Annotated in this window: 12 protein-coding genes; 8 read left to right on the forward strand and 4 right to left on the reverse strand. The window is 73.6% G+C overall.

Going from position 1 to position 12,145, the window contains the following annotated elements; translation table 11 throughout:
* Nucleotides 1-14: 14 nt before the first annotated feature.
* Nucleotides 15-1,472 (reverse strand): NAD(P)/FAD-dependent oxidoreductase, encoded by a 1,458-nt coding sequence (locus tag WBG99_RS02345; RefSeq protein ID WP_338894676.1) that lies wholly within the window; start codon nt 1,470-1,472, stop codon nt 15-17.
* Between the two features lie 126 nt (nt 1,473-1,598).
* Between WBG99_RS02345 and trxA the strand changes: the two genes are divergently transcribed.
* Complete coding sequence (gene trxA / locus WBG99_RS02350; protein ID WP_338894677.1) at nt 1,599-1,985, forward strand: thioredoxin; 387 nt, start codon at nt 1,599-1,601, stop codon at nt 1,983-1,985.
* On the opposite strand, the gene WBG99_RS02355 is transcribed toward trxA, so the two are convergent.
* Nucleotides 1,897-2,721 carry an FAD-dependent monooxygenase gene (locus WBG99_RS02355; RefSeq protein WP_338894678.1) on the reverse strand — a complete coding sequence of 275 codons (825 nt, stop codon included), beginning with the start codon at nt 2,719-2,721 and terminating at the stop codon, nt 1,897-1,899. The genes trxA and WBG99_RS02355 overlap by 89 nt on opposite strands.
* A 43-nt stretch (nt 2,722-2,764) precedes the next feature.
* Entirely contained in the window at nt 2,765-3,799 is a 1,035-nt protein-coding gene (locus WBG99_RS02360; RefSeq protein WP_338894679.1) for a LacI family DNA-binding transcriptional regulator, read from the reverse strand.
* A 511-nt stretch (nt 3,800-4,310) separates the two neighbouring features.
* Here WBG99_RS02360 and WBG99_RS02365 point away from each other — a divergent pair.
* The 3 genes from WBG99_RS02365 to WBG99_RS02375 all read left to right on the forward strand — a co-directional run bounded on the left by WBG99_RS02365 (nt 4,311) and on the right by WBG99_RS02375 (nt 6,570).
* Entirely contained in the window at nt 4,311-5,735 is a 1,425-nt protein-coding gene (locus WBG99_RS02365) for an amidase (RefSeq protein ID WP_338894680.1), read from the forward strand.
* Between the two features lie 102 nt (nt 5,736-5,837).
* A complete protein-coding gene (locus WBG99_RS02370) occupies nt 5,838-6,008 on the forward strand; it encodes a hypothetical protein (protein WP_338894681.1) in 171 nt (56 codons plus the stop codon).
* Nucleotides 6,009-6,123: 115 nt separating this feature from the next.
* Nucleotides 6,124-6,570, forward strand: a complete 447-nt coding sequence (locus WBG99_RS02375; protein WP_338894682.1) for a type II toxin-antitoxin system PemK/MazF family toxin — start codon at nt 6,124-6,126, stop codon at nt 6,568-6,570.
* A gap of 54 nt (nt 6,571-6,624) precedes the next feature.
* Here WBG99_RS02375 and WBG99_RS02380 read toward each other — a convergent pair whose 3' ends face one another.
* Nucleotides 6,625-7,449: a TIGR02452 family protein gene (locus tag WBG99_RS02380; RefSeq protein ID WP_338894683.1), complete on the reverse strand. Its 825-nt coding sequence runs from the start codon at nt 7,447-7,449 to the stop codon at nt 6,625-6,627.
* Between the two features lie 300 nt (nt 7,450-7,749).
* On the opposite strand from WBG99_RS02380, the gene egtA reads away from it, so the two are divergent.
* From egtA to egtD, 4 genes are read left to right on the forward strand one after another with little or no spacing between them, the layout of a single operon-like run.
* Nucleotides 7,750-9,024: an ergothioneine biosynthesis glutamate--cysteine ligase EgtA gene (gene egtA, locus WBG99_RS02385; RefSeq protein ID WP_338894684.1), complete on the forward strand. Its 1,275-nt coding sequence runs from the start codon at nt 7,750-7,752 to the stop codon at nt 9,022-9,024.
* Complete coding sequence (gene egtB, locus WBG99_RS02390) at nt 9,021-10,367, forward strand: ergothioneine biosynthesis protein EgtB (protein ID WP_338894685.1); 1,347 nt, start codon at nt 9,021-9,023, stop codon at nt 10,365-10,367. The genes egtA and egtB overlap by 4 nt, the downstream gene beginning before the upstream one ends.
* Nucleotides 10,367-11,176, forward strand: coding sequence for an ergothioneine biosynthesis protein EgtC (gene egtC, locus WBG99_RS02395; protein ID WP_338894686.1), 810 nt, complete (start codon nt 10,367-10,369; stop codon nt 11,174-11,176). The genes egtB and egtC overlap by 1 nt, the downstream gene beginning before the upstream one ends.
* On the forward strand, nt 11,173-12,135 hold the full coding sequence (gene egtD / locus WBG99_RS02400; RefSeq protein WP_338894688.1) for an L-histidine N(alpha)-methyltransferase: 963 nt from the start codon (nt 11,173-11,175) through the stop codon (nt 12,133-12,135). Before egtC ends, egtD begins: the two co-directional genes overlap by 4 nt.
* Nucleotides 12,136-12,145 lie beyond the last annotated feature (10 nt).

Consider the following 12,145-nt stretch of genomic DNA (forward strand, 5'->3'; position numbering starts at 1 on the left):
CCCGGCCGGGCGGTTCAGCCCCGGTACGCCTCCAGCAGCCGCAGCCACACCTCACTGATCGTCGGGTACGAGGGCACCGCGTGCCACAGGCGGTCGATGGGGACCTCGCCGGCGACGGCGATGGTGGCGGAGTGGATGAGTTCGCCGACGGCGGGGCCGACGAAGGTGACCCCGCGGAGGATCTCGCGGTCCAGGTCGACGACCATACGGGCGCGGCCCGGGTAGCCGTCGGCGTACAGGCCCGCCCCCGCCACGGAGGAGAACTCGACGTCGACGGCGCGGACGCGGTAGCCGGCCTGTTCCGCCTCGACGAGGGAGAGGCCGACGGCGGCGGCCTCGGGGTCGGTGAAGACGACCTGGGGAACGGCGGCGTGGTCGGCGGTGGCCGCGTGGGCGCCCCACGGGTCGCGCTCCAGGAGCGGGACGCCGGCCGCCCGGGCGGCGATGGCGGCCCCGGCGATCCGCGCCTGGTACTTGCCCTGGTGAGTGAGCAGGGCCCGGCGGTTGACGTCGCCGACCGCGTACAGCCACGCGCTGCCCGTCACCCGGAGGCTGTCGTCGACGGGCAGCCACGATCCGGGCTCCAGGCCGACGGTGTCGAGGCCGAGGTCGTCGGTGCGCGGGGCGCGGCCGGTGGCGAAGAGGATCTCGTCGGCCTCCAGACGGTCCCCGGTGTCCGTGCGGGCCACCACGGTGCCGTTCTCACGGCACACCGCCGTCACCGACGTGCCGGTGCGGACGTCCGCGCCCGCCTCAACGAGCGCCTCGGCGATCAGCTCGCCGGCGAAGGGCTCCATACGGGGCAGCAGACCCTCGCCCCGGACGAGGACGGTGACCTCGGAGCCGAGGGCCCGCCAGGCGGTGGCCATCTCGACGGCGACGACCCCGCCGCCGACGACGATCAGCCGGTCGGGGACGCTCCGGGCGCTGGTGGCCTCGCGGCTCGTCCAGGGCTCGACCTGGGTGAGTCCCGGCAGGTCGGGCAGGAGGGCGCGGCTGCCGGTGGAGACCACCACCGCGTGGCGGGCGGTGAGGACGTGGTGTCCGCCGTCCGTCGCGTTCACGACGACGCGGCGGGGCCCGGCCAGGCGTCCATGGCCGCGATAGAGGGTCGCGCCGACGCTCTCCAGCCAGCCGGCCTGGCCGTCGTCCCTCCAGTGGGCGGCCTCGTAGTCGCGGTGGGCGAGCACCTCGGCGGCGTCCAGCGGGCCCTCGACCAGGTGGCGCAGCCCGGGCACGCGGCGGGCGTCGGCGCGGGCGATCGCGGGGCGCAGCAGGGCCTTGCTGGGCATGCACGCCCAGTACGAGCACTCGCCGCCGACCAGCTCGCTCTCCACGATCGCGGTGGACAGGCCGGCCGCGCGGGTGCGGTCGGCGACGTTCTCCCCCACGGGTCCGGCGCCGAGCACCACGACGTCGTAGTCGACGGTCGTGGCTTCGCCTGCGTCTCGGGTGCGTTCCGTATCCGTCATGGGGTCAGTCTGGTTGTCGGTGTGCGCGGAGGCCACACGGGTACGCGCGCGGAATACGCCACCGCGACGAGGCGTTGTCGAGAGCGGCTCGTCCGAGCACCGAGACCCGGAAGAGGGATGCACGCCATGAGCAGCACCGTGGAGCTCACCAAGGAGAACTTCGACCAGACGGTCACCGAGAACGAGTTCGTACTGATCGACTTCTGGGCGTCCTGGTGCGGGCCGTGCCGTCAGTTCGCCCCGGTCTACGAGAAGGCCGCCGACGACAACCCGGACCTGGTGTTCGGCAAGGTGGACACCGAGGCGCAGCCGGAGCTGGCCCAGGCCTTCGGTATCCAGTCGATCCCCACGCTGATGATCGTCCGTGATCAGGTCGCCGTGTTCGCGCAGCCGGGCGCGCTGCCCGAGGCCGCGCTGACCGACGTCATCGGGCAGGCCCGCGAGCTGGACATGGACGAGGTCCGCAAGGCCGTCGCGGAGCAGCAGTCGAAGGTCGAGCAGAACGGTCAGTGAACCGGCCGGTCCACCAGGTCAGCGGCAGTCCCGTGTCGTTGTCGGCCAGTTCGGCGGCAGCCTGCCGGGACGCCGTGTGCGATCGCCAGTTCCGGCGCAGCCGGGCGAGCTGGAGACGGTGGTCGAAGGCGCCCTCGTCCGGCCGCGTGTGCGGCATCCTGGTCATGCCGTAGGAGAAACGGGTCGCCCGCCGGACCCGGTCCAGGCACAACCGCGAGTACCGGTCGAGAAGTTGTGGCGATCCCCGGTCGTAGAGCTCGATGAACGCGCGCGCCGGGACACCGACGTCGGACACGCCCAGGTTGAGGCCCCCGGCCCCGTGCACACACGTCCGGGACGCACCCGGCGCGCGGTTCGCGATCGACGCCGACTGGACCCTGAGCGCGGCCCGGTCACGCCAAGTCCGCGCGGGGTCGGTGCCGTTCGCGACCTGGAGGTAGAGTCGGGAGGCGGACGGCGAGCGCATGCTGCGCAGAGCGAAGCCGTGCTCGCCGCGCGCGTAGATCGACTCCTCGATGCCGTGGCACACGCGGCCCTCGATCTCCGGACGTTCGGCGGCACCGCACTCGCGCAGCGCGTCGGCCGTGCCCCGTTCCAGCAGGCCGGCGCGCCGTCGCCGCTCCGCGTACGCGCGGGTCCGGCTCTCCAGGACCACACGGTCGATGTCGGTCCGGTGCGGCAGCCGGGCGCGGAGGAGCCCGGCGGGGCCGCCGATGACGCCGACCGGCGTGCGCACGGCGCGCCTCCCGGGGCGAGGGATCCGGTCCTGCCGTGCGCGTTCAGCTCGATTCGCGGTGGACTATCCGCGCGCCCAGGACGTCGTGGGTCGTGGGGACCGTGGCGGGGTCACGCACCGCGCGGTCGACCAGTTCGGCGAGGTCGCGTCCGGACGGCAGCTCCAGGTGGACGGTGCTGAGGCGGGGCCTCAGCAACCGGCCGATCATCAGGTCGTCGGCCCCGACCACGGCCGTCTCCCCGGGGATGCCGATGCCCTCGTCCTGCAGGGCGCGCATCACCAGCATGGCGTACTCGTCGTTGTACGCGAACACGGCGTCCAGACCGAGTGAGCGCCAGCGTCCGGCGAGCCGGGTAGCGGCTGCCTCGTCGTACGCGAGCGGGAGTTCGGTGACCGTCGCGTCCGTGCCGAGCACCGCGCGGCGTACGCCGGCCAGCCGGGGCTGGGAGAAGACCCCGAGGCCGGGTTCCTCGGGCACGACGACGCCGATCCGGCGGTGACCGCGTTCGACCAGATGCCGGCCGGCGCTGTGGCCGACGCCCGCGTGGTCCAGGATCAGCGCGTGGGCGCCCTCGACGGGTTCGGGAGTGAGGGTGACGACGGCCTTGGCGCCGGAGCGCTTGAGGACGGCCACGCCCTGCGGGCCGAGGCCGACGCCGGGCACGATCACCGCGACCGGGCGCAGCTCGGCCCAGGCGCGGGCGGCGTCGTCGCCGCGCAGGCCGATGCCGCCGTGCTGTACGACGGTGTAGTCGAGCCGGCTGAGGGCCCACTGGAGCTCGTTGATGAACTGGCTGTAGAGCGGGCCGACGGGCACGTTCGGCGTGGGCATCAGGACCAGGCGGCTGTGTCCGGCGCGCAGACTTCGGGCCGCCGCGTGGGGCACATAGCCGAGTTCCTTGGCGGCCTCGTGGACCCGGCGACGGGTGGGCTCGCTGATGCGGACGGCGCTGGTGTTGTTCAGGACGTAGCTGACGGTCGCGCGGGAGACACCCGCGAGTCGGGCCACATCGGCGCTCGTGGGCACGGATCGTTGCAGCGGCGAGGGCGGGGCGGGCTCTTTCGGTATCTGCACCATGAGGACGGCATCCTTGCAGAAGCGGTGAGGGTGGTACCGGCCGGGGGAGTTCCGGCCGTACGGGAGCTCGGGTTCGGGCCACCGATCTTTGTGGCTGGGCAGTTTGGCCAATACGTTCGCAGCTCGTTCAACTCTGCGACCATTTCGCGCCACCTCCGGCGGGGCGGGCCGGCCCGCCGTCCCGCTCGACGACGGGCGGACGTATCCGTCGCTGGGCAGGGACGCGGCGGCCGACGAACGACGAACGCCGCACACGGCGACCGGGTGACTGTGCGCGCGCCCGGGGCCGCGATGCCGGAAGCTATGGCGTGAACTGTGTGTTCGCTATGGGTGTCGGCCCGGGCCGGTGGGGCGGACCACGGCGCCGCGCGGACGGCCGGGAGGGCTACGGATGGATCACTCGCCAGGTGACGGCGTCCGTCGCCGTACGACGGTCTCCGCCCGCCCCGTACCGTGGCACCCGTACGGACGTTACCGTTCGGTAGACAAGCTGCTTCCGGAGGTGTTCCGTATGAGTGCCGACCGTGCCCCGGGTCTGGTGGAGTGCGCGCGTGCGCTGGCCGCCGGGGAGGTGACGTCGCGGGTGCTCGTGGAGCGGACGCTCGCCCGGATCGAGGCGAGTCAGGGGACGGTCAACGCGTTCCGGCGGGTACGGGCCGAGGCGGCGCTGGCGGAGGCCGAGGCCGCGGACGAGGAACTGGCGGCGGGCGGGCGACGGCCGTTGCTCGGGGTGCCGGTGGCGGTGAAGGACGACATGGACGTGGCGGGCGAGCCGACCGCGTTCGGCTGCCGGGGGGAGTTCCCGTCGCTGCCGGAGGACGGTGAGGCGGTGCGGCGGCTGCGCGCGGCCGGGGCGATCGTCGTCGGCAAGACCAACACCTGCGAGCTGGGGCAGTGGCCGTTCACCGAGGGGCCGGCCTTCGGGGCCACCCGCAACCCCTGGCACCCGGACCACACCCCGGGCGGTTCCTCCGGCGGTTCGGCGGCGGCCGTGGCGGCGGGCCTCGTGCCGGCCGCGCTGGGCTCGGACGGCGCCGGCTCGGTCCGTATCCCCGCTTCCTGGACGCATCTCGTGGGGATCAAACCGCAGCGCGGCCGAATCTCGACCTGGCCGCACGCGGAGTCCTTCCAGGGCATCACCGTCAACGGCACCCTCGCCCGTACGGTCGCCGACGCCGCCCTGCTCCTGGACGCGGCGAGCGGCAACCACGAGGGCGACCTGCACCGGCCCGCCGCCGTCAACGCCTTGGAGGCGGTGGGCCGCGATCCCGGACGGCTCAGAGTCGCCCTGTCCCTGAAGCCCCCGTTCACGGCGCTCCCCGCGCGGCTCGACCCCCGGGTGCGGGGCCGGGTCCGCGCGGTGGCGGAGCGACTGGCCGCGCTCGGGCACGTGGTGGAGGAGGCGGAGCCCCGGTACGGACGGATCGGGCTGGCGTTCGTCCCGCGCGCCACCGCCGGGATCGCCGAGTGGGCCGGCGCGGTCACCCGGCAGGACCTCCTCGACCCGCGCACACGCGACGCCGCCCGCCTCGGCCGGCTGCTCGGCGGGGCGCCCCTGCGACTGGCCCGCCGCGCGGAGGCCACGCTCCACCAGCGGATCGGCGTCCTCTTCCAGTCGTACGACGTGCTGTTGGCGCCCACCACCGCCACTCCCCCGCCGCGCGTCGGCTCCATGATCGACCTGGGCGGACTCGGCACCGACCGCGCGATGATCGCGGCCTGCCCGTACGCGTGGCCGTGGAACGTCCTGGGCTGGCCCGGCGTGAACGTACCGGCGGGCTTCGTGGACGACGGGCTGCCCGTGGGGGCGCAACTGCTCGGTCCGGCGAACAGCGAGCCTCTGCTGCTGTCGCTGGCCGCGCAGTTGGAGGCGGACCAGCGCTGGCACGAACTGTGGCCGCCACGGCGGGCCGCCGCGGATTCGCCCGCGGTGTGAGCGGGTGGGGGCCGTGAGCTGTGAGCCGTAGCCACGGGCCGGCCAACGGCCCTGCGGTGTGCGCGGGTTCGGGCGCTGCGGTGTGCGCCGTACGCTGTGACCATGGGCGAAGCGTCGATGGCCGGGCTGATCGGACGGGTGACCGGTGAGGTCGGTGCCGGGCCTGTCGGCGAGGTGACCGTCCAGCAGCCCCGGGGCGCGGAGCTGGAGGCGTCCCGGCGCGAGCAGCAGCTCCGGGCGGGCGTCCGCAAGCGTAGGCCCCTTGCGCCGTAGCTCCGACCTCGGGGGCTCGACCGCGGGCCGTTCGTGGAGGATCGCGCCCGGGCTGCGGAGCCGCACACCGATACAGCCCAGCGCCCCTTACGGGGCGCGGGTTACCTTGTGGCGCGTGACTTCTTTCGCCGATCAAGGGATTCCCGGCCGCTGCGGACCCTTCGCCACCGTCGAGGCCGAGCCCCGTGAGGTGGGGCGGGTCCGCACGGAGTACTCGCCCGCGCACGACGGGGACCCCGATCCCGGGGAGATCGTCTGGACGTGGGTGCCGTTCGAGGAGAACGACGGGCGGGGGAAGGACCGGCCCGTGCTGGTGGTGGCCCGGGAGGCCGGGGGGACGTTCCTCGCCGTGCAGTTGACCAGCAAGCGGCGGGACGGGGACCGCGAGTGGGTGCCGATCGGGAGTGGGCCGTGGGACCGGTCGGGGCGGGACTCGTGGGTGGATGTGGACCGGGTGTTGCGGCTGCATGAGGCGGGGATGCGGCGGGAGGCCTGCGCGTTGGACCGGATGCGGTTCAACTCCGTGGTGCGCCGGTTGCGGGAACGGTACGGGTGGCGTTGACGGTCGCACGCCGGCTGCGGGCCGGATGTGGCTCGTCGCGAGGTCCCCGCGTCCTCAAGGGCGCCTGCTCAGCTCTTGCTCGAAGGCACTGAGCACCACCGCTCCCCTCGTACGGTCCAGCACCCCGAACACCACGTGCTCGAAGTGGCCCTCGAACCTCCCGCCGGCCGTGAGGAGGGCGCGGAACGCGGCTGCCACCTGGGTCGGGTCGTTGCCGAAGACTCCGCAGCCCCAGGCGCCGAGGACCAGGCGGCGGTAGCCGTTGGCCACGGCGGTCTCCAGTACGCGCTCCGCGCGCACCGCCAGGGCTCGTGGCAGTTCGGGGGCGAGCTCCGGCACCGTACGCAGAACGACCGACGCGTTGGGGGCGGCGGCGGTCAGGAAGCCGACGGTGTAGGGGGTGTCGAGGAGGGTGCCGCGGTCGTCGCGGAAGACGGGGACGGCCGGCGAGTGGATGACACGGTCCGTGTAGAACGGGTCGCGGTGGGCGCGGTGGTGGTCGTAGAAGCCGCGGGCTTCACGGACGCAGACATGGAGGGCGGAGGCCCGGCAGAGGGCTTCCTCCTGGGCCTGGGCGCCGTTGAGGTAGCCGCCGCCGGGGTTGCGGGCTGAGGCGAAGTCGAGGACGGCGACCGGGGCGTCGGTGCCCGTCAGGCGGTGGGCGGCCTCCAGGCTGCTCTCGCCGGTGACCTCGATGATCGACTTCACTGGGCCGACCCGCGGTGTCTCCACCGGCTCGGGGCCGTACAGCCGCGTCCCGGCACGGGCGGCCTCGACCTCGGCCGCGATGGACACGTCATGGCCGGCGGGTGCGCGGTAGCGCCCGGCCGCGACGATCCGCTCGGTCTCGTGTGCGATCCCCCGCAGGCGGGCGCTCATGGCGCCACCTCCGTGCGCGCCACGAGCACCGCCCGCGCACGCTGCCCCGTCGTGCTCATGCACGCATCGTGGGTGATGCTGGTCAGTGACCGCAACGGAGTATCCACCGGCGTGAATGGCCCGGTACAGGGCCGGGAAGAGGTGTTCGAAGACCCCGGACACAGAGATCGCCGATCCGCATTGCCACGATGTGTCCCCTTGTGCGAAAGCGGCGCGAGGGCTTTGGGTGGGGCGAGGACCACGGTCCAAAGTGATCGGAATCGGACCGGAGACACGGTGGAATCTCAGGAGGATCCCGAGATGTCAGATGCTCTGAGTGGCTGTACGGAGCAACGCTCCGGCGTCACCGAGGCGGAGGTGGAGGCCCTGGTACGGGGCATCTGCTTCAAGACCGGCCCACCCCGCACCCTCGGGGTCGAACTGGAATGGCACGTCCACGAGCTGCGCGATCCGCGGCTCCCGGCAACACCCGCACGACTCGAAGCGGCCTACGCCGCGCTGCGGACCCTGCCACTGACCTCGCCGCTGACCGTCGAGCCCGGCGGCCAGCTGGAGCTCAGCTCGGCGCCGGCCGCCTCCCTGATGGAGTGCGTCGGGTCCGTCTCGGCCGATCTCGACGCCGTACGCGCCACGCTGCGCGAGGCGGGCCTCGGCATCAGCGGCTTCGGCCACGAACCCTGGAACCCGCCGACCCGCTACCTCCACGCGCCCCGGTACGACGCGATGGAGGCCTGCCTCGACCGCTTCGGCCCCGAGGGGCGCTCCATGATGTGCTCGTCCGCCTCGGTCCAGGTGTGTCTCGACGCCGGGTTCGAGGAGCCGGGCTCCCTCGGGCACGCGCGGCGCTGGTGGCTGGCGCACCAGCTCGGCGCGGTGCTGGTGGCCGCGTTCGCGCACTCCCCGCTGGCGCGGGGCCGGGTCACCGGCTGGCGTTCGACGCGGCAGGCGCTGTGGGCGGCGATGGACCCGGGCCGTACGGACGCCCCGGAGCTTGGCGGCGACCCGCGCGGGGCGTGGGCGCGGCTGGTGCTGGACGCGCCGGTGATGTGCGTCCGGGCGGACGAGGGCTCCTGGGGTGTCCCGGACGGGATGACGTTCCGGGAGTGGACGAGATCGGCCACCCCGCCGAGCCGCGCCGACCTCGACTACCACCTGACGACGCTGTTCCCTCCGGTGCGTCCGCGCGGCCACCTGGAGCTGCGCATGATCGACGCCCAGCCGGGTGAGGACGGGTGGATCGTGCCGCTCGCCGTGACGGCGGCACTGTTCGAGGACCCGGAAGCCGCCGAGACCGCCTGCCGGACCGTCAAACCCCTCGCGGAGCGGGCGGGATCGCAGCCGCCGCCGCGCAATCCCCTGTGGGTCGCCGCCGCCCGGGACGCTCTGGCCGATCCCGAGCTGCGGGAGGCGGCGGCCGTCTGCTTCGCCGCGGCGGCCGAGGCGCTGCCCCGGCTCGGCGCGAGCCCCGAGGTGCGGGACGCCGTCGCGGCGTTCACCGACCGCTATGTCGCCCGGGGCCGCTGCCCCGCCGACGATCTGCTCGATCAGGTGCACAGGAAGGACATCCCCGCATGACCGCGGCCGAGACGCCGGCTTCCACGAACGACGCCGACCCCGGCATACTCCGGGAGCGCGCGCTGGCGGCGCTGACCACGGCCCGTGCCCGCACCGCGCTCCTGACCAGCGCCGTCGACGAGCCCGACCTCACCGCGCAGCACTCGCCGCTGATGTCCCCGCTGGTGTGGGACCTGGCCCACATCGGCAACCAGGAGGAGCTGTGGCTGCTGCGGAACGTCGCCGGGCGGGAGGCGATGCGGCCCGAGATCGACGGCCTGTACGACGCCTTCGAGCATCCGCGCGCCGAGCGGCCCTCGCTGCCGCTGCTGCCGCCCGAGGAGGCCCGCCGGTACCTCGCCGAGGTGCGCGGCCGGGCGCTGGACGTGCTGGAGCAGACCGACTTCCACGGCACCCGCCTCACCGACGCGGGCTTCGCCTTCGGGATGATCGCCCAGCACGAACAGCAGCACGACGAGACGATGCTGATCACCCATCAGCTCCGCAGGGGCCCCGCCGTGCTGTCGGAGCCGGACCCCGGGCCCGCGCCGTTGTCCACGAGGCCCACCGAAGTCCTCCTGCCCGGCGGGGAGTTCATGATGGGCACCTCGGCCGAGCCATGGGCGCTGGACAACGAGCGGCCCGCGCACCGGCGCCTCGTCCCGCCATTCCACATCGACACCGCGCCGGTGACGAACGGCGCGTACCAGACGTTCGTCGAGGACGGCGGCTACGGCGACGAACGCTGGTGGACGGCCGAGGGCTGGGACCACATCCGCGCGCACGGCATCACCGCGCCGCTGTTCTGGCGCCGGGACGGCCGGCAGTGGCTGCGCCGGCGCTTCGGCGTCACCGAGGTCGTGCCGGCCGACGAGCCGGTACTGCACGTGTGCTGGTACGAGGCCGACGCCTACGCCCGCTGGGCGGGGCGCCGGCTGCCCACGGAGGCCGAGTGGGAGAAGGCCGCCCGACACGACCCGGTCACCGGCCGCTCGACCCGCTACCCGTGGGGCGACGCCGACCCGACGCCCGAGCACGCCAACCTCGGCCAGCGCCATCTGCGCCCGGCACCGGCCGGCAGCTATCCGGCGGGTGAATCGCCGCTGGGTGTAAGGCAGTTGATCGGCGATGTGTGGGAGTGGACGGCGAGCGACTTCCTGCCGTACCCCGGGTTCACGGCGTTCCCGTACAAGGAGTACTCGGAGGTGTTCTTCGGCCCCGAGTACAAGGTGCTGCGCGGTGGTTCGTTCGCCGTGGACCCGGTGGCGTGCCGGGGGACGTTCCGCAACTGGGACTACCCGATCCGGCGCCAGATCTTCAGCGGGTTCCGCACGGCACACGACGCCTCCCCGGAGGGTCTCTGATGTGCCGTCATCTCGCCTTCCTCGGGCCCCAGTCGCCGCTGGGCAGGGTTCTCGTGGACCCGCCGCACAGTCTGTTCCGGCAGTCGTGGGCGCCCCGGCGGCAGCGATACGGGACGGTCAACGCCGATGGTTTCGGAGTCGGTTGGTACGCCGAGGGGGACCCGGTGCCGGGCCGTTACCGGCGGGCGGGGCCGATCTGGGGCGACCAGACCTTCGCGGACCTCGCCCGGGTCGTGCGCACCGGTGCGCTGCTGGCGGCCGTACGGGACGCGACGGTGGCGGGCGCGGACGACGAGGCCGCGGCGGCGCCGTTCACGGCCGGGGCGTGGCTGTTCAGCCACAACGGGGCGGTCGCCGGGTGGCCCCGGTCCCTGGCACCGCTCGCCGCCGAACTGCCGGCCGTCGAGGTTCTGTCGATGGAGGCCCGCAACGACTCCGCGCTCGTGTGGGCCCTGGTCCTGAACCGGCTGCGCGCCGGTGACGAGGAGGGCCAGGCGCTGGCCGACACGGCCTTGGAGGTCGCCCGGGCGGCCCCCGGCTCCCGGCTGAACCTGCTCCTCACCAACGGCGAGACCATCGCCGCGACGGCCTGGGGCGACACGCTCTGGTATCGCGCCGAGCCCGGCCGGAGCACGGTCGTCGCGTCCGAGCCGTACGACGACGATCCGCACTGGGTGGAGGTGCCGGACCGCACGCTGCTCGCGGCGAGCCGCACGGACGTGCTGCTCACACCGCTGAAAGAGCCGGAGGAGTCCACCCGCCCGACCGACGACATGGCATCCGTACCCCCGAAGGAGCCCCCCGCGTGAGCCCGTTCCGCCTCACCCGCACCCTGCCCGAGGACGCCACGGACGCGGCCCTGCGCGCCGACGTCCTGCACGGTCTGACCCACTCCCCCAAGACGCTGCCGCCGAAGTGGTTCTACGACGCCCGCGGCAGTGAGCTGTTCGAGCGGATCACGGAGCTGCCCGAGTACTACCCGACCCGGGCCGAGCGCGAGATCCTCGTCGGCAGGGCGGGCGAGATCGCCGCGGCGAGCGGTGCGCGCACCCTGGTCGAGCTGGGTTCCGGATCCTCCGACAAGACCCGGCATCTACTGGACGCGATGCCCGGCCTGCACACCTATGTGCCGGTCGACGTCAGTGAGAGCGCGCTGCGGCAGGCGGGTGAGGCGCTGAGCGCCGAGCGGCCGGGGCTGCACGTGCACGCCCTGATCGCCGACTTCACCGCGCGGCTCGAACTGCCCAGGGCTCCGGGGCCGCGCCTGGTGGCGTTCCTCGGCGGCACGATCGGCAACCTGGTGCCTGTGGAGCGCGCCTCGTTCCTGTCCGCCGTCCGTGCCCTGCTGGCGCCCGGTGACGCGCTGCTGCTGGGCACGGATCTGGTCAAGGACGACGGGGTGCTGGTCGCGGCGTACGACGACGCGGCCGGGGTCACTGCCGAGTTCAACAAGAACGTGCTGAACGTGGTCGACCGTGAGCTGGGCGCGGACTTCGACCCCGACGCCTTCGACCATGTCGCCCTCTGGGACGCCGACCGCGAGTGGATCGAGATGCGGCTGCGCGCGCGCACGGCCCAGAGCGTGAAGATTCCCGCGCTCGGTCTCGCCGTGGACTTCGCTGCCGGTGAGGAGCTGCGTACGGAGGTCTCGGCGAAGTTCCGGCGAGACGGCGTACGGTCCGAACTGGCCGCTTCCGGACTGGAGCTGACGCATTGGTGGACGGACCGGGAGGCGCGCTTCGCGTTGTCGCTGAGCGTTGCGGGATGAGGGCGCCGCC

This window comes from Streptomyces sp. TG1A-60 (assembly GCF_037201975.1).
Taxonomy (GTDB): domain Bacteria; phylum Actinomycetota; class Actinomycetes; order Streptomycetales; family Streptomycetaceae; genus Streptomyces.